Origin of the sequence: Bradyrhizobium sp. AS23.2 (assembly GCF_001908185.1) — a bacterium.
Taxonomy (GTDB): Bacteria; Pseudomonadota; Alphaproteobacteria; order Rhizobiales; family Xanthobacteraceae; genus Bradyrhizobium.
This window is the reverse complement of sequence record NZ_LGHM01000188.1, coordinates 1-23,827: the sequence shown is the minus strand read 5'-3', so window position 1 is coordinate 23,827 and position 23,827 is coordinate 1. Positions and strand designations below refer to the sequence as shown.

General features: G+C 64.4%; 22 protein-coding genes and 1 riboswitch. Of the genes, 17 read left to right on the top strand and 5 right to left on the bottom strand.

Features of this window, described 5'->3' with window-relative positions:
* Positions 1-171 precede the first annotated feature (171 nt).
* Both AC630_RS34970 and AC630_RS34965 read right to left on the bottom strand, forming a co-directional pair.
* Positions 172-981 (bottom strand): SDR family NAD(P)-dependent oxidoreductase, encoded by an 810-nt coding sequence (locus tag AC630_RS34970; protein WP_074122961.1) that lies wholly within the window; start codon positions 979-981, stop codon positions 172-174.
* Positions 982-1,164: 183 nt separating this feature from the next.
* Entirely contained in the window at positions 1,165-2,223 is a 1,059-nt protein-coding gene (locus tag AC630_RS34965) for a polysaccharide deacetylase family protein (protein WP_074122960.1), read from the bottom strand.
* 163 nt (positions 2,224-2,386) lie between these two features.
* On the opposite strand from AC630_RS34965, the gene AC630_RS34960 reads away from it, so the two are divergent.
* The 10 genes from AC630_RS34960 (at position 2,387) to phoB (ending at position 12,345) form a co-directional block, all read left to right on the top strand.
* Positions 2,387-3,781 carry an OmpA family protein gene (locus AC630_RS34960; protein ID WP_074122959.1) on the top strand — a complete coding sequence of 465 codons (1,395 nt, stop codon included), beginning with the start codon at positions 2,387-2,389 and terminating at the stop codon, positions 3,779-3,781.
* Between the two features lie 2 nt (positions 3,782-3,783).
* A complete protein-coding gene (locus tag AC630_RS34955; protein ID WP_074122958.1) occupies positions 3,784-4,086 on the top strand; it encodes a hypothetical protein in 303 nt (100 codons plus the stop codon).
* Between the two features lie 432 nt (positions 4,087-4,518).
* Positions 4,519-5,574 (top strand): putative bifunctional lysylphosphatidylglycerol flippase/synthetase, encoded by a 1,056-nt coding sequence (locus AC630_RS34950; RefSeq protein ID WP_074122957.1) that lies wholly within the window; start codon positions 4,519-4,521, stop codon positions 5,572-5,574.
* A 32-nt stretch (positions 5,575-5,606) separates the two neighbouring features.
* Positions 5,607-6,905: an ATP-binding protein gene (locus AC630_RS34945; RefSeq protein WP_074122956.1), complete on the top strand. Its 1,299-nt coding sequence runs from the start codon at positions 5,607-5,609 to the stop codon at positions 6,903-6,905.
* A gap of 144 nt (positions 6,906-7,049) precedes the next feature.
* Positions 7,050-8,063, top strand: a complete 1,014-nt coding sequence (gene pstS / locus AC630_RS34940) for a phosphate ABC transporter substrate-binding protein PstS (protein ID WP_074122964.1) — start codon at positions 7,050-7,052, stop codon at positions 8,061-8,063.
* A 169-nt stretch (positions 8,064-8,232) separates the two neighbouring features.
* A complete protein-coding gene (gene pstC / locus AC630_RS34935; protein ID WP_074122963.1) occupies positions 8,233-9,222 on the top strand; it encodes a phosphate ABC transporter permease subunit PstC in 990 nt (329 codons plus the stop codon).
* A 1-nt stretch (position 9,223) separates the two neighbouring features.
* The gene (gene pstA, locus AC630_RS34930; protein ID WP_074122955.1) at positions 9,224-10,069 is read left to right on the top strand and encodes a phosphate ABC transporter permease PstA; all 846 of its coding nucleotides are present in this window, start codon (positions 9,224-9,226) and stop codon (positions 10,067-10,069) included.
* On the top strand, positions 10,066-10,887 hold the full coding sequence (gene pstB, locus AC630_RS34925) for a phosphate ABC transporter ATP-binding protein PstB (protein WP_074122954.1): 822 nt from the start codon (positions 10,066-10,068) through the stop codon (positions 10,885-10,887). The genes pstA and pstB overlap by 4 nt, the downstream gene beginning before the upstream one ends.
* An 11-nt stretch (positions 10,888-10,898) precedes the next feature.
* Positions 10,899-11,615, top strand: a complete 717-nt coding sequence (gene phoU, locus AC630_RS34920; protein WP_074122953.1) for a phosphate signaling complex protein PhoU — start codon at positions 10,899-10,901, stop codon at positions 11,613-11,615.
* 22 nt (positions 11,616-11,637) lie between these two features.
* Positions 11,638-12,345 (top strand): phosphate regulon transcriptional regulator PhoB, encoded by a 708-nt coding sequence (gene phoB, locus AC630_RS34915; protein WP_074122952.1) that lies wholly within the window; start codon positions 11,638-11,640, stop codon positions 12,343-12,345.
* A 324-nt stretch (positions 12,346-12,669) separates the two neighbouring features.
* On the opposite strand, the gene AC630_RS34910 is transcribed toward phoB, so the two are convergent.
* Positions 12,670-13,182: a GcrA family cell cycle regulator gene (locus tag AC630_RS34910; protein WP_074122951.1), complete on the bottom strand. Its 513-nt coding sequence runs from the start codon at positions 13,180-13,182 to the stop codon at positions 12,670-12,672.
* Between the two features lie 457 nt (positions 13,183-13,639).
* Here AC630_RS34910 and AC630_RS34905 point away from each other — a divergent pair, with 457 nt between their 5' ends.
* The 3 genes from AC630_RS34905 (at position 13,640) to AC630_RS34895 (ending at position 17,097) form a co-directional block, all read left to right on the top strand.
* Complete coding sequence (locus AC630_RS34905) at positions 13,640-14,848, top strand: aspartate aminotransferase family protein (protein ID WP_074122962.1); 1,209 nt, start codon at positions 13,640-13,642, stop codon at positions 14,846-14,848.
* Entirely contained in the window at positions 14,848-15,768 is a 921-nt protein-coding gene (argF, locus tag AC630_RS34900; RefSeq protein ID WP_074122950.1) for an ornithine carbamoyltransferase, read from the top strand. The genes AC630_RS34905 and argF overlap by 1 nt, the downstream gene beginning before the upstream one ends.
* A 321-nt stretch (positions 15,769-16,089) precedes the next feature.
* Positions 16,090-17,097, top strand: a complete 1,008-nt coding sequence (locus tag AC630_RS34895; RefSeq protein ID WP_074122949.1) for an Hsp33 family molecular chaperone — start codon at positions 16,090-16,092, stop codon at positions 17,095-17,097.
* 226 nt (positions 17,098-17,323) lie between these two features.
* Here the strand turns inward: AC630_RS34895 and apaG are convergent, their stop codons facing one another.
* Positions 17,324-17,716 carry a Co2+/Mg2+ efflux facilitator ApaG/CorD gene (apaG, locus tag AC630_RS34890; protein ID WP_074122948.1) on the bottom strand — a complete coding sequence of 131 codons (393 nt, stop codon included), beginning with the start codon at positions 17,714-17,716 and terminating at the stop codon, positions 17,324-17,326.
* A gap of 181 nt (positions 17,717-17,897) precedes the next feature.
* On the opposite strand from apaG, the gene AC630_RS34885 reads away from it, so the two are divergent.
* Genes AC630_RS34885 through AC630_RS34875 form a run of 3 tightly spaced genes read left to right on the top strand, consistent with a single transcriptional unit; the run spans position 17,898 to position 20,920 of the window.
* Positions 17,898-19,139 (top strand): OpgC domain-containing protein, encoded by a 1,242-nt coding sequence (locus AC630_RS34885; RefSeq protein ID WP_074122947.1) that lies wholly within the window; start codon positions 17,898-17,900, stop codon positions 19,137-19,139.
* Positions 19,139-19,918 carry an SGNH/GDSL hydrolase family protein gene (locus AC630_RS34880; RefSeq protein WP_074122946.1) on the top strand — a complete coding sequence of 260 codons (780 nt, stop codon included), beginning with the start codon at positions 19,139-19,141 and terminating at the stop codon, positions 19,916-19,918. Before AC630_RS34885 ends, AC630_RS34880 begins: the two co-directional genes overlap by 1 nt.
* Positions 19,919-19,930: 12 nt before the next feature.
* On the top strand, positions 19,931-20,920 hold the full coding sequence (locus AC630_RS34875) for an SGNH/GDSL hydrolase family protein (RefSeq protein WP_074122945.1): 990 nt from the start codon (positions 19,931-19,933) through the stop codon (positions 20,918-20,920).
* Between the two features lie 124 nt (positions 20,921-21,044).
* Here AC630_RS34875 and AC630_RS34870 read toward each other — a convergent pair whose 3' ends face one another.
* Positions 21,045-22,232 (bottom strand): O-succinylhomoserine sulfhydrylase, encoded by a 1,188-nt coding sequence (locus AC630_RS34870; protein WP_074122944.1) that lies wholly within the window; start codon positions 22,230-22,232, stop codon positions 21,045-21,047.
* A gap of 75 nt (positions 22,233-22,307) precedes the next feature.
* Positions 22,308-22,387: riboswitch (SAM riboswitch) on the bottom strand.
* Between the two features lie 108 nt (positions 22,388-22,495).
* Between AC630_RS34870 and AC630_RS34865 the strand changes: the two genes are divergently transcribed.
* Complete coding sequence (locus AC630_RS34865; RefSeq protein ID WP_074122943.1) at positions 22,496-23,602, top strand: 2'-deoxycytidine 5'-triphosphate deaminase; 1,107 nt, start codon at positions 22,496-22,498, stop codon at positions 23,600-23,602.
* Positions 23,603-23,827 lie beyond the last annotated feature (225 nt).

The following is a 23,827-nucleotide window of genomic DNA, read 5'->3' as shown; positions in this document are numbered from 1 at the left end:
CCGCAGGCCACCGCTGAAGGCGGGGCGCATGCAGCCTTGACGGCCGAGCACGATGCTGCATCCTTACAGTCGGTCGACCCTCTTGACAGACAACACGGTAGATCTGCGCTCACTTCGTTCGCTTGTCCGGGACGACAGGGGAGTTTGACGCACCCTCGCCATTCGCATTCTTCAGCTATCCCACCCGCTCCCCTTGATCCCCGGATTCGCGTAAACGATCCCGCCATCCACCGCGATGGTTGCGCCGACCACGTAATCGCCCGCGCGCGAGGCGAGATAGATCGCGGCGCCCGCCATGTCCTCGTCGGTGCCGATGCGCCCCGCAGGCACGCGCGTTGAGACCTCCTCGCCATGGTCGCGCGCGGCGCGGTTCATGTCTGACTTGAACGGGCCCGGCGCGATCGCCGTGACCACGACATGGTCGGAAATCAGCTTCACCGCCATGCGCCGGGTCAGGTGGATCAGCCCTGCCTTGCTCGCGGCATAGGAATAGGTCTCCATCGGATTGACGAAGATGCCGTCGATCGAGGCGATGTTGATCACCTTCGCCGGCCGCTCGGCGGAAGCTGCCGCGCGTAACGCAGGCGCCAGTGCCTTTGTCAGGAAGAACGGCGCCTTGACGTTCAGGTTCATCACCTTGTCCCAGCCGCTCTCCGGAAACTCGTCGAACTCCGCGCCCCAGGCCGCACCTGCATTGTTGACGAGGATGTCGAGCTTTGGCTCGCGCTTCCTGAATTCGCTTGCCAGTAATTCGGCGCCCGCCAGCGTCGAGATGTCGATTGGCAGCGCGATGCATTCGCCGTCATATTGCGCGGAGAGCTCCTTTGCCGTTTCCTCGCAGGGGCCCGCCTTGCGCGCGGTGATGTAGACCTTCGCCGCGCCGGCGCTGAGAAATCCCGCCGAGATCATCTTGCCGATGCCGCGCGAGCCGCCGGTCACGAGCGCGACTCGGCCTTTGAGCGAGAACAGATCGTTGAACATGATGCCTCCCTTGGTTGGCGCTCGTTGTGAGCGGGGCGCCGAGGGGAGTCAAGGAACCGTCGCCAGCTCCGCCCTCATCCTGAGGAGCGCGTCAGCGCGTCTCGAAGGATGCGGGCGGCCATCCTTCGAGACGCGCTCCTTTGGAGCGCTCCTAAGGATGAGGTCTGAGTGTGTACAGATGGATCAGGCCGCAGCGATCCGGCGGAAGCCGTTCCACATCGCCGTCGCAGCGCCGGAGGTCAGCACCGGCAGGATGCGGGTGTCCTGGTAGTTGCCGTTGAGCGAGACGCGCGGCAACGCGGTCATGTGGCCGGCGTTCTCGGCGAACAGCATGCCGGGCCGCGTCGTCACCGCGGTCTTGAAGCCGGCGGATGCAGCGAGTGCGAATTCGCGTTCGCCCGCGGCCTCGCGGTCGCCATAGGGATAGGCAAAATGCTGCACGGTGCGGCCGAGCGCGTGCTCGATCCGCGCGCGACTCACGGTCATCTCCTGTGCAGCGATCTCCTCGCTCTGCTTGGCGAGATTGCAATGGCTGATGGAGTGGGCGCCGATCGTGACCAGCGGATCGGCCGCTAGCCGCCTCACCTCGTCCCACGACAGGCAGAGGCTGCGGCAGAGCGCGGCCATGTCGACGTCGTGTCTGGCGCAGAGTGCCTCGATCTCACGCTTGAGATCGTGCTCGCCGGGCAGCGCGCGCAGCCAGTCGTGCAGGCGGTCGAACGCAGCCCGTTTTGCGGCCTGCGTCGTCGCATCGAGCCGCAACGCGGCATTGCCGATCTGCACGTCGATCCGGTCGGTCTTGGCGATCACGGCTTCGAGCGCGGTCCACCACAGCCGTCCGATGCCTTCGGCGTAATCGCTGGCGACGTAGACGGTCGAAGGCGCGTCAAATTCGCGCAGCACCGGCAGCGCGAATTCCAGATTATCGCGATAGCCGTCGTCGAGGGTGAAGGCAGCGAAGCGGCGGGCGAACCGGCCCTGCACAAGCCGCTCATGCAGCTCGTCCATGCTGACAATGTCGATGTCGCGCGAACGCAAATGGCACAGCGTCGCGCGCAGGAATTCGGGCGTGACTTCAAGATGCCGGTTCGGCTGGAACGCGGCCTCGCGCGCCGGCCGCACGTGATGCAGCATGAAAATGGCGCCCACGCCGGACAAAAGCGGGCGCAAGAGGTGGTGCGCCCCGCTGAAATAGAGTGCTCCCAGCCCGGCGCGGATGACGTTGTTACGGAGTTGTTTCATGACCGGCGGGCCGACCCCTGGCATTCCGCCCTCAACTTAAGGAAGGACCCTTGAAGAAAAAGTTATTCCATTGTCCACGGAGGCCTTCGGAAGGACGCCATTTCCGGTTTGACAGCCTGCCAAGGGTTTGTTTTGTCTCCGGTTCCAGAGTTCGGGTCGTCGAATGCAGAAGCTTTTCAGGTGGGCCAGCAAATGGTGGCCGGGATTGATCCCCCTGGCGGTCATGTGGGGATTTGCGGCCTGGAATAATACCTTGCCGGTCGAGGCGGACCTGTCCGCCCGCAGCTCGGCCGCCCTCAAGGACACTGTCCTGGACAAGACCCGGATCGCGGTCGACGGCCGCGACGTCAGCCTCGCCGCAGACGCCTTCTCCGAGGAGGGGCGCCGTGACGCCGTGATGGCGGTCGAGACCGTCCCCGGCGTGCGCTTGGTTGATGACCGCACCCGCCTTGTTCCCGAGGCCAAGCCCTTCGTCTGGAACGCCGAGCGCGACGTGGTGCGGGTGACGCTGTCGGGCTCCGCGCCGCTGCCGTCGATCAAGGGTCGCCTGACCGAGACGGCCCGAAAGGAGGTCGCCGGGGTTGAGGTGGCCGATCAGATGGGGCTGGCGCGCGGCGCGCCGCCGCGTTTCGAGGCGGCCGCGATGCTCCTGCTTGACCAGATCGGTAAGCTGAAGGAGGGCAAGATCGCGATCTCCGACACCAAGGTCAGCCTGTCCGGCATGGCGCGCGAGCTCGGCGGCCGCGAGGCGATTGCGGCTGCGCTCAAAAACCTGCCCGAGGGTTTCTCGATCGCGGCAAACGAGGTCAAGGCGCCGCCCTACATCTTCCAGGCCTACAAGGATCCGGTTGCCGCGACCGTAACGCTGACCGGCTACGTGCCCGACAACAACGTGCACGCAGCGATCGCAGCCAGCGCGTCGCGAAAGTTCTTCAACGAGAAGGTCGTCGACAATCTAAAGGCCAGCATCGGCGCGCCCAGCTCCTTCAACACCGCCGTGGTCGCAGCGCTCGGGGCGCTGTCGCGATTGTCGACCGGCACGCTCGTGGTCTCGGATCGCGAGGTGAAGCTGTCGGGCGATGCGCTCTATGAAGGCGCCGCCAACGACATCCGCGCAGGCCTGGGCAGGGACTTTCCAAAATACTGGCAGTTCAAGCCGGAGATCACGGTGAAGCCCGCGGCAGGCCCGGTCGACGGCACCGTCTGCCAGCAATTGTTTTCCGAGCTCCTGACCAAGGGCAAGATCCGCTTCGCACCGAAGCGTGCCGACATCGATCCGGACTCCGCAGGAATCCTCGACCATCTGATCGAGACGGCGCTGCGCTGCCCCACGACGAATATCGAGATCGCCGGCCACACCGACTCCGACGGTGAGGACGCCTTCAACCAGGCTCTCTCGGAGAAGCGCGCGCAGGCGGTGATCGACTATCTGGTCAAGGCTGGTCTGCCCGCCACCCGCTTCACCGCGGTCGGCTATGGCAGCACGCAGCCCGTCGCCGGCAACGACACCGACGATGGCAAGGCGCAGAACCGTCGTATCGAATTTCTGGTGAGGTGACGATGCCCTATCTCGTCTCGTTCCATCTGGGTTGGCTGGTCGGCTCGTTGCTGCTGGGCTTTTGTATGGGCTGGATCTCGGTGGTCCAGCGTGGCAACGGCACCTCGAAGGTAACCGCGCGCTGGCTCGCCGTGTTCACCGCCGCCCTGGTCGCGGCCTCGTTTGCGCAGGTGGTCCCCGGTCGCTTCGGCTACTGGCTCGACCTCGGGCTGATCATGTTCGCCTGCTACCTCGTCGGCTGCACCATCGGTGCGTGGCTGCGCGACCGGGTGGTCTCGCGGAGCATGCCGACGGCCGCTCTGTGATGTTGCCCTGCACCCTGACCACATAACCATTCGGCACATCGGAAAATCCGTGAACAAACGCTCCGGTCGCCCCCTCTTTCAACAGGCGGGCGCGGTCCATAGATTGACGTCGGCTTAAGCCGAGACGGAACATTGTGCGGTCGAAATCATCAAAACTTCATGGCCCCTGCGCAGGATTGCCATGGAGATTCGCGTCAGTCTTGCCGCCGAAAGCGCCAAACCGTGGATCCGGAGCCCGCAGCCCTGTCTAAAATATTGAAGGCACGTGTTTTTGTTCGAATTGGCGAATTCCACTCCGCCCGAAAACGCGCTAGTGGATGGACGGGGGGCATGCGCGATGCCGGAGCCGGCGGCGAAGGTTCGTTGATTGCCTGTGCGTCGTCCGCCTGTTCGCCGGCCACCCTGGCCGCTGAAGCGTTGTTTGAGGTCTAGATGCTGGAAGCCATACGCAGGGCGGTGTCGTTTCTGCGCCAGAAGCAAATCCTGCATAAGCTTGGAGTTGTGATCAGCGTCGCGGTCATCGGCATCGCTTGCTATGTGCTCTACCACATGCTGCGGGGCATCGACCTCAACGAGGTGATCGAGGCGATCAAGAGCACCGAGCCGCGCCAGATTGCGATGGCGGCGCTGTTCGTTGCCGCGGGCTATTTCACCCTGACCTTCTACGACCTGTTCGCCGTGCGCGCGATCGGCCACTCCCACGTGCCCTACCGCATCAACGCGCTCGCGGCCTTCACCAGCTACTCGATCGGGCACAATGTCGGCGCCAGTGTTTTCACCGGCGGCGCGGTACGCTACCGCATCTATTCGGCCTATGGCCTGAACGCGATCGACGTTGCAAAGATCTGCTTCCTCGCCGGCCTGACCTTCTGGCTCGGCAATGCCGCCGTGCTCGGTCTCGGCATCGCCTACCATCCGGAAGCCGCCGCCGCGATCGACCAGCTTCCGCCCTGGCTGAACCGGGCGGTGGCGATGATGATCATCGTGGGGCTGGTCGCCTATGTGGTCTGGGTCTGGACCCAGCCGCGCGTGGTCGGCCGCGGGCCCTGGACCGTGCTGCTGCCGGGCGGGCCGCTGACGCTGCTCCAGATCGCGATCGGTATCCTCGATCTCGGCTTCTGCGCGCTCGCGATGTACGTGCTGGTCCCTGACGAGCCCAATCTCGGCTTCGTCGTGGTCGCGGTGATCTTCGTCTCGGCGACGCTGCTCGGCTTTGCCAGTCACTCTCCCGGAGGGCTCGGCGTGTTCGACGCCGCCATGCTGGTCGGCCTCTGGCAGATGGACCGCGAGGAACTCCTCGGTGGCATGCTGCTGTTCCGCGTCCTCTACTATCTCTCCCCCTTCGTCATATCTGTAATCTTGCTGACGTTTCGCGAGGTTATAATCGGCGCCCGATCAAAGCGCTTGCAGCAGGCGGCGCTCAAGCTCGACCCCGGCCCGGCGCCTGAAGCCGCCTATGTGAGAGAGCGCGGCGATAGCGGCGCCTGACCGGCGTAAGCCTTTAGGAGAAGCTCGCCCCGATGGCGATCGACGCCCCATCCTCTCCCGCCGCCGCACCGTGGTCTGATCGGCTGCGGCACTCGACCGTCATCCTGATCGCTGCGGCGCTGGCGCTGTTGGTGGTTGTCTCGCTCGGCGAATTGTCGGTGATGCATGCGGCAGCGGTGTTCCTCTGCATCGCGGCGGCTGCGCTGATCCCCTGGCGGCTGCACGATACCGCCGCCTCACGCGACGACACCCGCCGCATCAATCCGGTCGAGAGCGCGGCGGTGGCCGCGGTCGTCGCCGGCATGCCGGATCCGGCAGTGCTGCTCGACCGCGCCGGCCGGGTCATCCACCTCAATGCCGCCGCCGCCCAGCTCGCGCCTGCGCTGCGCAAGAACGAGCTCGCCCAGTTCGCGCTGCGTTCGCCGGAGATCATCACGGCGCTGCGCGAGTCGATCGCGACCACCGAGCCACGGCGTGCGACCTATCTCGATCATGTCCCGGTCGATCGCTGGATGGAGCTCATGATCACGCCGGTGCCGGTCCCGACCACCTTCGGCGGCGCCGACAAATGCATGCTGATGACCTTCCACGACCAGACGCCGCTTCGCCGGGTCGAGGAAATGCGGGCCGACTTCGTCGCCAATGCCAGCCACGAGCTGCGCACGCCGCTCGCCGCGCTGTCGGGCTTCATCGACACGCTCCAGGGGCAGGCCAAGGACGACCCCAAGGCGCGCGAGCGCTTCCTCGGCATCATGCACAACCAGGCCACCCGCATGGCGCGCCTGATCGACGACCTGCTCTCGCTCTCGCGGGTCGAACTGTCCGCCCATGTGCGGCCCGACACTCTGGTCGACCTCCTGCCGATCATCCGCCAGGTCGCCGACGGGCTTGAGCCGCTGGCGCGCGAGCGCCAGGTCGAGGTCGAGATCGATCTGCCGGAGCCGCCGGTGATGATCGCGGGCGATCGCGAGGAATTGCTCCGGCTGTTCGAGAACCTGATCGAGAACGCCCTCAAATACGGAGCATCGGGCGGACGCGTCATCGTGTCGTTGACTTCCAGCCCCGCCACTGATGGAACTCAGGAAATCCGGGTCATGGTCCGGGATTTCGGCCCCGGCATCGCGCCCGAGCACCTGCCGCGGCTGACCGAGCGCTTCTACCGGGTTGACGTCGGCGACAGCCGCTCGCAGGGCGGGACAGGGCTCGGTTTATCGCTGGTGAAACATATTCTTAACCGCCATCGCGGCCGGCTCTTGATCGAAAGCGTGCCCAGGCAGGGCGCCACTTTCACCGCCTGTTTTCCCCAGGTCCGGACTCCCGTCGCGACCTGAAAACCAAGCGATTTCAATCGCTTGATTGTGTCATCCGACTGTCACGAAACCTTCGTAAAAGCACAGCCGACCGCTCCTAAAGGGGCGGCGCGGGGAGCGCGATCGGGCGCGGATGGCGCTTCGCTCCCCTGTATGGAGACCAGCATGAATTTCATCAAAACTATCGTCGCTGCTGGCTTGGTCGCCGCATCGGCGACGGCAGCCTTTGCTGCCGATATCACCGGTGCCGGTGCGACGTTCCCGTTCCCGATTTATTCGAAGTGGGCTGACACCTACAAGAAGGAGACCGGCAACGGCCTGAACTACCAGTCGATCGGCTCGGGCGGCGGCATCAAGCAGATCCAGGCCAAGACCGTGACCTTCGGCGCCAGCGATGCGCCGCTCAAGGCCGAGCAGCTCGAGAAGGACGGTCTCGTTCAGTGGCCGATGGTGATGGGCGCCATCGTTCCCGTCGTCAACATCGAGGGCGTGAAGCCCGGCGAGATGGTGTTCGACGGCGAGACGCTGGCCAACATCTACCTCGGCAAGATCACCAAGTGGGATGACGCCGCGATCAAGAAGCTCAATCCGAACGTGAAGCTGCCGTCGGACGCGATCACCGTGGTTCGCCGCTCGGACGGTTCGGGCACCACCTTCAACTTCACCAACTACCTCTCCAAGGCCAGCGCGGACTGGAAGAGCAAGGTCGGTGAGGGTACCGCCGTCGAGTGGCCGGTTGGCGTCGGCGCCAAGGGCAACGAAGGCGTGTCGGGCAACATCAGCCAGACCAAGAACTCGATCGGTTACGTCGAGTACGCCTACGCCAAGCAGAACAAGCTGACCTACACCGGTCTCGTCAACAAGGCCGGCAAGCCGGTGCAGCCGACCGTTGAAGCCTTCCAGGCGGCTGCTTCCAACGCCGACTGGGCCAAAGCTCCCGGCTACTACGTCATCCTGACCGACCAGCCCGGCGACAAGTCCTGGCCGATCACCGCGGCGACCTTCATCCTGATGCACAAGGATGCCACCGACAAGGCGGCCTCGCAGGAAGCCATCAAGTTCTTCCGCTGGGCCTTCAAGAACGGCGGCAAGGCGGCTGAAGAGCTCGACTACATCCCGATGCCGGACAGCGTCGTCCAGCTGATCGAGAAGACCTGGGCTGCCGAGATCAAGAGCTAAGCTCTTTTGTTCCGGAGGCGGTGCGGCATCGAAAGCCGCGCCGCCGCTCCGGAGCCTCGCGAACTATCGTCCTCTGGACTGACGTCGCAACAGCGAACCGTCCTGGGTGCGAGACTGGTGATTTAAAAACACGTATAGATAGTTAGTGCAGGGGATCGGCGTGGCAGATATGGCTGTCGAGAGCAATGTAGTTGATGCCGCCGGACCGTATGATCGCGCCAAAGCGTTGAGCGCGTTCAAGCTTGGCGATGTCACCTTCTACTGGATCACGCGGCTGAGCGCGATCTCTGTGCTTCTGATCCTCGGCGGCATCATTCTGTCGCTGATCGTCGGAGCCTTTCCCGCGATGAAGGAGTACGGCTTCTCGTTCCTGTGGACGCAGCGCTGGGCGCCGTCGGCGGATCCGCCCGTGCTCGGCGCGCTCGGGCCGATGTACGGCACGCTCGTTACCTCCTTCATCGCGATGCTGATCGCCATTCCCGTCGGCCTCGGCATTGCGATCTTCCTCACCGAGCTGTGCCCGCAATGGCTGCGCCGTCCGATCGGCATGGCGGTCGAGCTGCTCGCCGGCATTCCCTCGATCATCTACGGCATGTGGGGCTTCTTCGTGCTCGGCCCGTTCCTGGCCAACACCTTCCAGCCCTTCATGATCAAGATCTTCGACGGCGTTCCCGTGCTGGGCGCGATCTTCGCCGGCCCGCCGTCCTATCTCAGCCTGTTCAACGCCGCGCTGATCCTCGCGATCATGGTGCTGCCCTTCATCACCTCGATCTCGGTCGACGTGTTCAAGACGGTGCCGCCGGTCCTGAAGGAGGCCGCCTACGGCGTCGGCTGCACCACCTGGGAAGTCGTCCGCAGCGTGGTGATCCCCTACACCCGCGTCGGCATCATCGGTGGCGTCATGCTGGCGCTGGGCCGTGCGCTCGGCGAGACCATGGCGGTGACGTTCATCATCGGCAACTCGTTCCGCATCTCGTCATCGATCTTTGCCCCGGGCACCACGATCTCGGCGGCGATCGCCAGCGAGTTCGCCGAGAGCGACGGCCTGCACCAGTCAGGTCTGATCCTGCTCGGCCTCTTGCTGTTCGTGCTGACGTTCTTCGTGCTCGCAGCTGCGCGGCTGATGCTGCTGCGTCTCGAGAAGAAGGCGGGGAAGTAACATGAACCCGATCTATGCGCGTCGCCGCCGCAAGGACATCGTCATCCGCGGCCTTTGCTTCGCCGCCGCCGCCTTCGGCGTCACCTGGCTTGCGCTGATCCTGATCACGCTGCTCTACAACGGATTGACCGGACTCAATCTCCAGCTCTTCACCGAGAACACGCCGCCGCCGGGATCGACCGAGGGCGGCCTGCTCAACGCCATCGTCGGCTCGCTGATCATGACCGTGCTCGGCGTCGGCATCGGCGCGCCGCTGGGTCTGTTCGCCGGCACCTATCTCGCCGAGTACGGCCGCAACGACAAGCTGACCTCGGTGATCCGCTTCATCAACGACATCCTGCTCTCGGCGCCCTCGATCATCATCGGCCTCTTCATCTATGGCGCGGTGGTGGTGCCGATGCGTGGCTTCTCGGCGATCGCGGGCGCGCTCGCGCTCGCCGTCATCGTGATTCCGGTGGTGCTGCGCACGACCGAGGACATGCTGCTGCTGGTGCCGAACGCGCTGCGTGAAGCAGCCTCCGCGCTCGGCCTGCCGCGCTCGCTGGTGATCAAGCGCATCGCTTATCGTGCCGCGCGCTCCGGTCTCATCACCGGCGTGCTGCTCGCGACTGCCCGCGTCGCCGGTGAAACCGCGCCGCTGCTGTTCACGGCGCTGTCGAACCAGTTCTTCAGCCTCAGCCTGAACAAGACGATGGCGAACCTGCCCGTCACCATCAACAACTTCGTGCAGAGTCCCTACGCCTACTGGAAGCAGCTCGCCTGGAGCGGCGCGCTGCTGATCACGCTCACCGTGCTTGCCCTGAACATTGGCGCGCGCATTCTTGGCGCCGAGAGGACCGCAAAATGACCGACCTGTCCGTATCCGTGAGTGCCAACGGTCACCTGGCGTCGCAACAGCCGCTGCCGGAAGCGCCTGCCAAGGTGACGGTGCGCAACCTCAACTTCTATTACGGCGAGCACCAGGCGCTGAAGAACATCAACCTGACGCTCGGCACCAACCGCGTCACGGCGTTCATCGGCCCGTCGGGCTGCGGCAAGTCGACCCTGCTGCGCATCTTCAACCGGATGTACGACCTCTATCCGGGGCAGCGCGTCACCGGTCAGCTCATGCTCGACCAGACCAACATCCTCGACCCAAGACTGGACCTCAATTTGCTGCGCGCCCGCGTCGGCATGGTGTTCCAGAAGCCGACGCCGTTCCCGATGACGATCTACGAGAATATCGCCTTCGGCATCCGTCTCTATGAGAAGATCTCGAAGTCCGAGATGGACGACCGCGTCGAGAAGGCGCTGCGCGGCGGCGCGCTGTGGAACGAGGTCAAGGACAAGCTCAACGCCTCGGGCCTGTCGCTCTCCGGCGGCCAGCAGCAGCGTCTCTGCATCGCTCGCACCGTCGCGGTGCGGCCTGAGGTGATCCTGTTCGACGAGCCCTGCTCGGCGCTCGATCCGATCTCGACCGCCAAGGTCGAGGAGCTGATCCAGGAGCTGTCCGAGAGCTACACGATCGCGATCGTCACCCACAACATGCAGCAGGCGGCCCGCGTCTCCGACAAGACCGCTTTCATGTATCTGGGCGAACTGATCGAGTTTGACGACACCAGCAAGATCTTCACGTCGCCGACCGACCGGCGCACGCAGGATTACATCACCGGCCGGTTCGGCTGAGGAGACAGGACATGGGTTCTGAACATACCGCAAAGGCTTTCGATACCGACCTCCAGGAACTCACCCGCCTGGTCGCCGAGATGGGCGGGATCGCCGAGCGCATGATCGTCGATTCCGTCGACGCGCTGATCCGCCGCGACGTCGCGCTCGGTCAGCGTGTCGTCACCACCGATGCCGAGCTCGACGCGCTGCAGAAGCGGATCGAGGAGCGTGCCGTGCTCACCATCGCGCGCCGCCAGCCGATGGCGGTCGACCTGCGCGAGATCGTCGGCGCCATGCGCGTCGCAACCGATCTCGAGCGCATGGGCGATCTTGCCAAGAACATGGGCAAGCGCGTCGCGGCACTGGAGACGGACTTCCATCCGCTCAAGCTGTTCCGTGGCCTGGAACACATGACCGACCTCGTGCAGCAGCAGGTCAAGTCGGTGCTGGACGCCTATGCCGCGCACGATCTGCCGGCGGCGATGGCGGTGTGGAAGGGCGACGAGGAAGTCGACGCCATCTGTACCTCGCTGTTCCGCGAACTCCTCACCTACATGATGGAGGATCCGCGCAACATCTCGTTCTGTATCCACCTGATGTTCTGCGCCAAGAACATCGAACGCATCGGCGACCACGCCACCAACATCGCCGAGACCGTATTCTACATGATCGAGGGTCAGGCGATCGCCGACAAGCGGCCGAAGGGCGACATGACGACCTTCGCCACGACGGTCCCGAACACCTGATTACGCAAGGAGCGACGACCCAATGGGCGCACGCATTATGGTGGTTGAAGACGAGGAAGCTCTCACCGAACTTCTTCGCTATAACCTCGAGGGCGACGGCTATGACGTCGAGACGGTGATGCGCGGCGACGACGCCGACACCCGCCTCAAGGAGCACATCCCCGACCTGATCGTGCTCGACTGGATGCTGCCGGGACTATCAGGCATCGAGCTGTGCCGCCGTCTGCGTACCCGCCCCGAGACCAAGCAGCTCCCGATCATCATGCTCACCGCGCGCGGCGAGGAGAGCGAGCGGGTGCGCGGTCTTGCGACCGGTGCCGACGACTACATCGTCAAGCCGTTCTCGGTGCCGGAACTGCTCGCGCGCGTGAAAGGCCTTTTGCGGCGCGCAAGCCCGGAGCGGCTCGCCACTGTGCTGGCCTATGGCGATATCGAGCTCGACCGTGAGAAACGCCGCGTGGCGCGCTCGGGCCGGCCGATCGATCTCGGCCCGACCGAATATCGCTTGCTGGAGTTCTTCCTGGAGCATCCCGGCCGCGTGTTTTCGCGTGAGCAGCTGCTCGACAGCGTCTGGGGCCGCGACATCTATATCGACGAACGGACAGTCGACGTGCATATCGGCCGCCTGCGCAAGCTGCTCAATCTCGGCCGTGAGCAGGACCCGATCCGCACCGTCCGCGGCGCCGGCTACGCGCTGGATGATCGTTTCGCGAAGGCGGAGCAGACCTAAGTTTTGGTAGGATGAGTGAGGGCGGCTGGGGCCACAATCTCAGCCGTCGTCCCGGACAAGCCAACGGGTCCGCGCGAAGCGCGGCCCGATGACAGGCTCCGCGCAGATCCGGGACCTCCGCGCGAGCGCTTGCGCTCGTCGCGATAACCACAGGGAGTGGTTTGGCGAAGACTCGGAGTGACCACTTCGCGCGACAACTGCGCCTTGTGGGTATGGGTCCCCGCCCCCCCGTGCGCAATTGCGCGCTAGGCGGGGACGACACCGAGGTGGTTGAGACGCCGTCGCGTGACGGCGCCGTATTTGTAGTCAGCTATGTCCGATATCTCAGCGCGGGCCCGGCTTCGCGGGCACGCGGCGCCGATCCGCCGCCGGCTGGTACGCGACGCGCGAGTGCTGGGCGCAGTAGGGCAGGCCGGAGAGCGCCCTGCCGCCGCAGAAGAAGAAATCCGGGCTCGAGGGATCGCCGACTGGCCAGTGGCAGGTCGCCTCGTTCAGCTCCAGCAGCGACAGCCGCTGGCTCATCGGCACCACGTTGTCGTAGGTGACCGGATCGGGCTCCACCTCGACCTCGAAGGCCTGCGCCAGCGCGGTGTTGCCGCGCGAGATCGGACGGCTCACCCGCATCATGTGTTGCGCGGGGCGGGCCTTGCGCGGCCGGGGAGCGGCAGACGAGGGGCTCTTGGCGCGGCCGGACAGGCCGAGCCTGTGCACCTTGCCGATCACGGCGTTGCGGGTCACATTACCAAGCTCGGCCGCAATCTGGCTGGCAGAAAGTCCTGCTTCCCAGAGCTTTTTCAACTGCTCGACGCGATCGTCGGACCAGGTCAAAACCGTCATTGGCACCCTTTCCTTCGCCGGCGCCCGCCATCCTGGGGCCGCACAGCGAATGCCTAAGCTTCGAAAAACTCGTGCCGCCAGAATCCCTTAAGGCTCGCCGGGCGCACCTAGAACGCCCGAACGTTTACGCCGGTACATGAGGACTTAGAGGATCAGAACTGCTGCACGAGATGTCGTATCTGACAAGCCAAACGCTACAATATGGCGTGACTCACGCGCAAGAGTCCGCCGACTCGCGTCCACATGTTCCGTGGCGAAATTGCGCAAAATCGTCACCGCAAGACTACGGATTCAGCGTTTCGCGAGGCTTTCCGGGCAGCATTGACACCGGTTCTCCCGAGCATAAGATAGTGTCACGTGCCGCCCTTAAAAGGCGGCACGTTTCGTTTTCCGGGCCGGTCAATGGTGCGCTGCGCAATGCACGCTTCACACCGTCCGCAACACCCAAGTGACCGTCATGACCAACAGCGCCGCGCCGCATCTGCTTCCCGTTTTCGCCAGAGTCGACATCGGTTTCGAGCGCGGCGAAGGCTGCTGGCTCATTGCCACCAATGGAGATCGCTATCTCGATTTCACCTCGGGCGTGGCGGTGAACGCGCTCGGACATGCGCATCCTGCGCTGGTCAAGGCGCTGCAGGAGCAGGCGACGAAACTCTGGCACATGTCGAACCTGTTCCAAAGCCCGGACGGCGAGCGTCTCGCCGCGCGTCTGTGCAACGAAAGCTTCGCGGACTTCGTCTTCTTCTGCAATTCCGGCGCCGAAGCGCTGGAATGCGTGATCAAGGTCGTGCGTCGCTATCACGCTGCGAAAGGCCATCCCGACCGCTACCGGATGATCACCTTCGAGGGCGCCTTTCACGGCCGCACGCTCGCAACACTGGCCGCCACGGGGTCTGCAAAATATCTCGAAGGCTTCGGCCCGCCGATGGACGGCTTCGACCAGGTCCCGCATGGCGATCTCGAGGCCGTCAAGAAGGCGATCGGTCCGCAGACCGCCGGCATCCTGATCGAGCCGATCCAGGGCGAGGGCGGCGTGCGCTCGGCGACGCCTGCCTTCCTCAAGGCGCTGCGCCAGCTCTGCGACGAACGCGGCCTGTTGCTCGCGTTCGACGAGGTGCAGACCGGCATGGGCCGCACCGGCGATCTGTTCGCCCATCGCCGCCTCGGCGTCACGCCCGACGTCATGTCGCTGGCGAAAGCGCTCGGCGGCGGCTTCCCGATCGGCGCCTGTCTTGCGACCGCGGAAGCAGCGTCCGGCATGACGCCCGGTTCGCACGGCTCGACCTTCGGCGGCAATCCGCTCGCGATCTCAGCTGCGAATGCGGTGCTCGACGTCATGCTCAAGCCCGGCTTCTTCGATCACGTGCAGAGGATGTCGCTGCTGCTCAAGCAGAAGCTGGCCTCCGTAATCGATCGTCATCCCGAAATCGTCAGCGAAGTGCGCGGCGAGGGCCTCCTGATCGGCATCAAGGCCGTGGTGCCCTCCGGCGATCTCGTCGCGACGCTGCGCGACCAGAGGCTGCTCACGGTGGGGGCCGGCGACAATGTCGTTCGCTTCCTGCCGCCCTTGATCGTCACCGAGGCCGAGATCGAGGACAGCGTCGGGCGACTCGAGCGCGCCTGTGCTGCGCTGTCGTCCGCTCAGACCAAGCGGGCGGCAAGCTGATGAGCAAGCCCAAGCATTTCCTGGATATCAACGAGCTGCCGCTGTCGGAGCTCAAGCGCATGCTCGCCGCGTCCTCCGCGATGAAGGCGAAGCAGAAAGCGCACCAGCCGGAGAGGCCGCTCGAAGGCAAGACGCTGGCGATGATCTTCGAGCGTCCGTCGACCCGTACGCGCGTGTCGTTCGATGTCGGCATGCGCCAGCTCGGCGGTGAGGCGATCATGCTCACCGGCGCCGAGATGCAGCTCGGTCGCGGCGAAACCATCGCCGACACCGCGCGCGTGCTCTCGCGCTATGTCGATGCCATCATGATTCGTATCCTCAACCATGATGCGCTGCTGGAGCTTGCGGCGAACGCCACGGTGCCCGTCATCAACGGCCTGACGCGGCGTTCGCATCCCTGCCAGGTGATGGCCGACCTCATGACCTACGAGGAGCATCGCGGCCCGATCGAGGGCAGGACAGTGGCCTGGACCGGCGACGACAACAACGTGCTGGCGTCCTGGGCGCACGCGGCCGAACGCTTCAAGTTCAAGCTCAACGTCGCAACGCCCCCGGAGCTCGCGCCGAAGAAGGTGATGCGCGACTGGATCAAGGCGACCGGCGCGCCGATCGTGCTCGGCAGCGATCCCGAGGCTGCCGTGAAGGGCGCCGATTGCGTCGTCACCGACACCTGGGTGTCGATGGGCGACAAGGAGGGCGAGCACCGCCACAACGTGCTCAAGCCCTACCAGGTCAATTCCAAGCTGATGTCTCTGGCCAAGCCCGACGCGCTGTTCATGCACTGCCTGCCTGCTCATCGCGGCGAGGAGGTCACCGACGAGGTGATCGACGGCCCGCAATCGGTCGTGTTCGACGAGGCCGAGAACCGCCTGCATGCGCAGAAGGGCATTTTGGCCTGGTGCTTTGACGCGGTGAAATAACGCGGCGGTGGAGAGGGTGGCTGCGCTGGCGGCCCCGTCCTCCGCTGTCGTCCCGGACAAGCGCCGCGGCGCGGCGCGCCGATCCGGGACCCCCACGCGAGCGCTTGCGCTCGTCGCGATAACCACAGGAAGTGGTTTGGCGAGGACTCGGAGCTGTCATCTCGGGCTACAACGTAATCCTGTGGTTATGGGTCCCGGGCTCGCGCTTCGCGCGCCCCGGGACGACATCGAATTTGCGGTATCGTCGTGCGCTCCATAGCTGCATCCGGAACACCCTCGCGCCCCTTCCATTTCACCTCCTCCGCCCCCAGATAGAGCGCCATGGTTTTCCAATCCCCTGACATGAAAGCCGGGCCCGAAGGCCCGGTTCGCGCACCATCAGCGGTTCCTGTCGATGACGCCGTGCTGCCCTACGAGGTCGACGCGCTCGACGTGCGCGGGCGCCTGGTTCGGCTTGGTCCTGCGCTCGACGAGATCCTGACCAAGCATGATTATCCCGCGCCGGTCGGCAAGCTGCTCGGCGAGGCCATCGTGCTGACGACGCTGCTCGGCTCGGCGCTGAAATTCGAAGGACGCTTCATCCTTCAGGCGCAGACCGATGGTCCGGTGTCGTTCCTGGTCGTCGACTACATGGCGCCGGATCGCCTGCGCGCCTATGCGCGCTACGACGCTGCGCGTCTCGGCGATGCCAGGGATTCTGGCACGCTGCTCGGTCGCGGTCATCTCGCCATGACCATCGACCAGGGCCCGGACATGAGCCGCTACCAGGGTCTGGTCGCGCTCGACGGCGGCAGTTTGGAAGACGCCGCCCACGAATATTTCCTGCGCTCCGAGCAGATCCCGACGCGCGTGCGTCTTGCGGTCGGCGAGGAGTGGCGCTCGAGCGACGGCGGCAAGCATCGCTGGCGCGCCGGCGGCATGCTGATGCAGTTCTTGCCCAAGGCGCCGGAGCGTGCGCGGCAGGCCGATTTGCATCCCGGCGATGCGCCCGAAGGTGTCGAAGCGCACAGTGTCGCTGAAGACGATGCCTGGGTCGAGGCGCGCTCGCTGATCGAAACCGTCGAAGACGTCGAGCTGATCGATCCCGAGCTCTCCGGCGAGCGGCTGCTGTTCCGCCTGTTCCACGAGCGCGGCGTGCGCGTGTTCAAGCCGCTGGTCCTCAAGGCGCAATGCTCTTGCTCGCGCGACGCGGTCGCCTCCATGCTCAAGAGCTTCTCGCCCGACGACCGCACCGCGATGGTCAAGGACGACAAGGTCGTCGTGACCTGCGAGTTCTGCTCGTCAGTCTACCACTTCACGCCGCACGAGGCCGGCGTCGAGGATGCGTAGCCTATCCATTCTCCGTCATTGCGAGCGCAGCGAAGCAATCCAGGCGATCACCGCGTAAAGACTCTGGATTGCTTCGCTGCGCTCGCAATGACGATGTTGGGGAAGCTGCTCGCCACAAGCTCGGGAATCGTAGGGTGGGCAAAGCGAAGCGTGCCCACCGTCACGTGTACGTGATTGAAATGGTGGGCACGGCGCTATGCGCCTTTGCCCACCCTACGGCACTGCGCTAGTTCAACACGCGTTTGTTGTCCGGGCTGTCCAGCGAAAACGTCGGCACGTCGATCTCGAAGCGTTCGCCGCTTTCACTGACCATCTGGTAGCGGCCGGTCATGAAGCCCGAGGCGGTCGAGAGTGGTACGCCCGAGGTGTATTCGAAGCGTTCGCCGGGGGCCAAAATCGGCTGCTCGCCGACCACGCCCTCGCCCTTCACCTCCTGCTGGCGGCCGGAGGCGTCGGTGATGATCCAGTGCCGCGTCTTGAGCTGCACGGTCTCGTCGCCGGAATTGGTGATGACGATGGTGTAGGACCAGAAAAAACGGGACCGGTCGGCCGACGACTGTTCCGGAACAAAGTTCGGCTCGACTGTCACTTCGATCTGGCGGGTCACTGCGCGGTACATGGCTGCCATCATAGCCAAATCCCGGCCGGGAACCAAACGCCGCAGGCGGTTTTGGCGACATCGTGCCGCCAGAATTCGCGAAGAATAGACCCCAATGTGATCCGGCGCGCTTTGCGAGACGACGGCCGGATTTGGTACACTCCTCTCAGCATCGCGATTTGCGGAAGGGTTTCAGGCCCCGATGACCATTGCCGATCAAGTGACGGGATCGACGATCGCGGGAACCGCGGAGGCCAAGCCGCGCGCGGCCGCGCCGGCCATCACGCTGCCCGCCATCGGCGAGCGCGAGCTCCGTCTCGACCTGTTCCGCGGCCTCGCGCTCTGGCTGATCTTCATCGACCATCTGCCGCCGAGCCTTCTGACCTGGTTCACGATCCGCAATTACGGTTTCAGCGACGCGACCGAGATCTTCATCTTCATCTCCGGCTATACCGCCGCCTTCGTCTACGGCCGGGCGATGCTGGAAAGCGGCTTCGTCATCGCCACCGCGCGCATCCTGCGGCGCTGCTGGCAGATCTATGTCGCCCACGTCTTCCTGTTCACGATCTTCCTTGCCGAGATCTCCTATGTCGCTACCAGCTTCGAGAACCCGCTCTACACCGAAGAGATGGGCATCATGGATTTCCTCAAGCAGCCCGACGTCACCATCGTGCAGGCGCTGCTGTTGCGCTTCCGTCCCGTCAACATGGACGTACTGCCGCTCTACATCGTGCTGATGCTGGCGCTGCCCTTGATCCTGTGGTCGATGAAGTGGCGGCCCGATGTCACGCTCGGCCTCTCGGTCGTGCTGTACGCGGTGACCTGGGAATACGACCTTTATCTCTCGGCCTATCCGAACGGCTTCTGGGCGTTCAATCCGTTGGCCTGGCAATTGCTGTTCGTGTTCGGTGCGTGGTGTGCGCTTGGAGGGGCGCGACGCATGTCGCGCATCCTGGCGTCACGCGTGACGATGTGGATCGCGATCGCCTATATCGTCGCGGCGTTCTACGTGACGCTGACCTGGTATGTGCCGCAGCTCTCCCACTTCATGCCGAAGCGGCTCGAGCAGTGGATGTATCCGATCGACAAGACCGACCTTGACGTGTTGCGCTTCACGCATTTCCTGGCGTTGGCCGCGCTCACCGTGCGCTTCCTGCCGCGGGACTGGCCGGGCCTGAAATCGCCCTGGCTGCGGCCGCTGATCCTGTGCGGCCAGCATTCCCTCGAGATATTCTGTCTCGGCGTCTTCCTCGCCTTCGCCGGCCATTTCATCCTGGCCGAAGTCTCCGGCGGCGCAGGCCTGCATGCGCTGATTAGTCTCTGCGGAATCCTGATCATGTGGGGCATGGCCTGGGTGATTTCGTGGTACAAGCGCGTGGCTGACAAGAGCGGTGCTAAAACCAAAAACGCCGTCGGCAACGCCGACATGGCGGGAGGGGGCTGATGAAGGCGAAGGTTCTCCTGAGCCTGATCCTGCTATGCGGTGGCCTCGCCGCGCCGGCGGCGCGCGCGGGCGATGCTGCGTCTGCCGCTGTGGCCACGCCCGCAGCCTGCGAATTGCCGTCCTATCTGCTCACCACCGAAAGCCAGCTTCCCAAGGTTGCCGATGTCGTCAAGGCCGGCAAGCCGCTTGAAATCCTGGTCATTGGCAGCGGTTCGACCAGGATTCCGTTCTCCGAGGACAGCTCCTATCCGGCGCGGATGCAGGCCATTTTGAAGGACAAGCTGCCGCCGTCGGAGACCGTGAACGTCTCCGTAGAAATACAGAGCAAGAAGACGGCCGAGGAGGCGGCCGGAACCTTCGTTAAGCTGATGGAAGCAAAAAGGCCTACTTTGGTCATCTGGCAGACCGGGACCGTGGATGCTATCCGAGCCATCGATCCCGAGGATTTTCGCGGAGCGGTGACCGAAGGGGTTGCCGCATTGCAAAATGCAGGGGCTGACGTCGTGTTGATGAACTTGCAGTACAGCCCGCGCACCGAGACCATGATCTCGGCGCCGCCTTATCTCGACAATATGCGGGTAGTGGCGCAGCAGCATGATATCCCGCTGTTCGACCGTTTCGCGATCATGCGGCAATGGAATGATCAGGGTCAGTTCGACCTGTTCAGCCCGTCCCACGGCCCTGAGCTGGCGAAACAGGTCCATGATTGCCTTGGCCGGGCGTTGGCTCAGTTCGTGATCGACGCTGCCCATCTGGGGCCGGCCCAGCAGCAAAATTGAGGTCTAGCGTTAATGAGTTCTCTTCGCCCTTTTTGCCCGACGACATGGCTGGTTGCGCCTGCAGCAGCGGCGGTGCTGGTGCTGACACTGCTGGCGCAGTCGCCCGCGCAGGCGCAAGCCGCGCAGGCAACGGCCGCACCCACCGCTAATTCCGCTCCCGCGTCACCCTCCCAGACCACGGTCGCCGCGACGCCGTTCGCCGAGCAGCGCGGCCTCACTGCGCGCGCCATAGACAAGGTGAAGCAGGTTGCGAAATCCGCTGGCGACGTCTTCAGCCGCGTGCCCTGCCTGGCGCCGAAGGACAGCTCGAAGGCGATGGGCTCGCTGCCGCATGTCGCGGGCAAGCTCGTCGCTGGCAAGCCCGTCATCATCGTTGCGTTCGGCTCGTCGTCGACGGCCGGCTATGGCGCCAGCTCACCCGATTTCAACTATCCGAACCGTCTCGCAGCGCAACTGCGCCGGCACTATCCGACAGCCGACATTACCGTCATCAATGCCGGCGTTGGCGGCGAGGACGCGCCCGAGATGACCAAGCGCCTCCAGAAGGAGGTGATCGACGTGCATCCGGATCTGGTGATCTGGCAAGTCGGCACCAACGCAGTGCTGCGCAATCTCGATCCCGGCGACACCGCAAAAATGGTCGAGGACGGCATCGCCCGCATCCAGGCTGCCGACGAGGCCGACATCGTGCTGGTCGATCCGCAATATTCGCCGGCTGTCAATCAGCGCGCGGAGAGCGCCGGCAAGATGGTGAAGCTGCTCGGCAAGGTCGCCGAGCTCCGCCACGTCGGCATCTTCCCGCGCTTCGAGGTGATGCGTGACTGGCACGAGAAGCAGGCGATCCCGGTCGAGAGTTTCGTCATCGCCGATGGCCTGCACATGAACGATTGGGGCTACGCCTGCTTCGCCCAGCTCCTCGGCGACGACATCATCCGCTCCGTCGGTCAGATCAAGCTCGGCGTGAATGTGCCGGCGGACGTGCGCACGTACCGGCCGATGTAGGCTATCGTAGGGTGGGCAAAGGCGCGCTCTTCGCGCGCCGTGCCCACCATCTATCGGCGCTGTGATCGTGAAGGGTGGGCACGCTTCGCTTTGCCCACCCTACGATTCCCGCCTCTTCCGAGCCTCACGCTTTCTCCAGCGCTGCCGTCAGATCCTCAATCAGATCGTCCGCGTGCTCGAGCCCTGCCGAGAAGCGGATAAAGCCCTCGCTGATGCCGAGCTCTGCGCGCACTTCCGGCTTCAGGCGCTGATGCGTCGTGGTCGCCGGATGCGTCACGAGGCTCTTGGCGTCGCCAAGATTGTTCGAGATCTTCGCAAGCTTGAGCTCGTTGAGCACGCGGAACGCCGCGGCCTTGCCGCCCTTGACCTCGAAGCCGACCAGTGTCGAGCCGCCGCGCATCTGCTTCTTCACCAGCGCCGCCTGCGGATGATCGTCGCGGCCGGGGTAGACCAGCCGCGCAATCTTGGGGTGGCTCGCCAGCACGTCCGCAATGCGCGCTGCGGTGTCGGTCTGCGCGCGCACGCGCACGCCGAGTGTCTCCAGGCCCTTGAGCAGAACCCAGGCGTTGAACGGCGAGATCGACGGGCCGGTCTGGCGCATGAAATTGTGGATGTGCTCGGAGATGAAGGCTTCCGACGACAGGATGACACCGCCGAGACAACGGCCCTGGCCGTCGATGTGTTTGGTCGCGGAATAGACCACGACGTCAGCACCAAGCGCGAGCGGGCTCTGCCAGATCGGGGTCGCGAACACGTTGTCGACGACGAGCCGCGCGCCCCCCTTGTGCGCGATCTCGGCAATGCCGGGGATGTCGAGCACGTCGAGCGTCGGGTTGGTCGGACTCTCCAGGAAGAACGTCTTGGTGTTCGGCTTCAGCGCCCGCTGCCACTGGTCGAGATCGAGCCCGTCGACCAGCGTCGTCTCGATGCCATAGCGCGGCAGCAGATCCTGAACGACGTAGAGGCACGAGCCGAACAGGGCGCGCGAGGCCACCACGTGATCGCCAGCCTTGAGCGGCGCCAGGATCGCGGTGGTCACCGCGGCCATGCCGGTCGCAGCCGAGCGGGCGGCCTCGGCGCCCTCGAGCTCGATCATGCGGCGCTCGAACATCGCGATCGTCGGGTTGGAGTAGCGCGAATAGATGAAGCCGGGATCCTCGCCCTTGAATCGCGCTTCGCACTCCTCGGCGCTGTTGTAGACGTAGCCCTGGGTCAAAAACAGCGACTCCGACGTCTCGCCATACTGCGAGCGCAGGGTGCCGGAATGGACCAGGCGGGTTTCGGGACGGTAAGCAGCAGGCGACTTCGACATAGGTACCTCCGACATGACCACGCGAGCGAAAATGGTCACAAAAAAAACCGGCCTGGATATCTCCACTGGCCGGGATCACAGAGGTCCCCGGCCTGTTTAGCGACTTATTTAACGTGGCTGCAAGCCGGCCGGCTCAAATCACCACGGGATAAGTCATGCTCATATTCCGCAATGCCCTTTCCGTCAAGGCGTCCATCGGATAGCCGTAAAAGGTTCATTTTTCCGCGTTTTCGGATGCGTTTGACCCCGAAGAGGACCACCGTTTGACGTTCACGGTCGCTGCCGACGCCAATGGTATCCTGCCCGACCGCATGATCGCGGCGATGGCGGAAGCGGGGCTCATTCTGCCCGAATACGACTTCGTCGAAAGCCAGATCCAGCCGGCGAGCCTCGACCTGCGCCTCGGCGACATCGCCTATCGCGTCCGCGCCAGTTTCCTGCCCGGTCCCGGCGCCACCGTCGCAGAGCGCATCGACGAGTTGAAGCTGCACGAGTTCAGTCTCGCCGACGGCGCGGTGCTGGAAACCAACTGCGTCTATATCGTACCGCTCCTGGAAAGCCTCGCGTTGCCTCCGGAGATCGTAGCGGCGGCGAACCCGAAGAGCTCGACCGGCCGGCTCGACGTCTTCACCCGCGTGATCGCCGACGGCACCCGCCGCTTCGACATGATCGGCGCCGGCTATCACGGCCCGCTCTACGCCGAGATCAGCCCGAAGACGTTTCCTGTGCTGGTGCGCGAGGGCTCGCGCCTGTCGCAGGTGCGCTTCCGCACCGGTGATGCCATTCTCAATGCCGATGAGCTCGATGCCTTGCATGCGGCCGAGCGCCTCGTCGACATCGACGATGCCGATCTCTCCGGCGGCGTCGCTGTCTCCGTCGATCTCTCCGGCGAAAAGGCGAACGGTTTCGTCGGCTACCGCGCCAAGCGCCACACCGGTGTCGTCGATGTCGATCGGCGCTCCGGCTATGCGGTGGAGGATTTCTGGGAGCCGATCTCGGCCCGCCCCGACGGCAGCCTGATCCTCGATCCCGGCGAGTTCTATATTCTCGCTTCGAAAGAGGCCGTGCAGGTGCCACCCGATTACGCCGCGGAGATGGTGCCGTTCGATCCGCTCGTCGGCGAGTTCCGCGTTCACTATGCCGGCTTCTTCGATCCGGGCTTCGGTTACGCCGGCGCCGGCGGGCAGGGCGCTCGCGCCGTGCTGGAGGTGCGCTCGCGCGAAGTGCCCTTCATCCTCGAACACGGCCAGATCGTCGGCCGCCTGGTCTATGAAAAGATGCTGGCCCGCCCCGACGCGATGTACGGCCAGCGGATCGGCTCGAACTACCAGGCGCAGGGCCTCAAACTATCGAAGCATTTTCGGGTGTAGCGATCTGCTGTAGCCCGGATGGAGCGAAGCGTAATCCGGGAAAATCCTTTGGCGAGAGAATCCCGGATTACGCTTCGCTCCATCCGGGCTTCTGTAACGGGCCTGAGTTAGTCAATCCCTTTTTGCGTCATCCACTCGCCGGGAACCTGTACGGGATCGGCGCGGTGGCCGTCGCCTGATGGGGTTCTGGAGAGGAGCAGGTCGGCCAATCTACGGAAGCGTGAT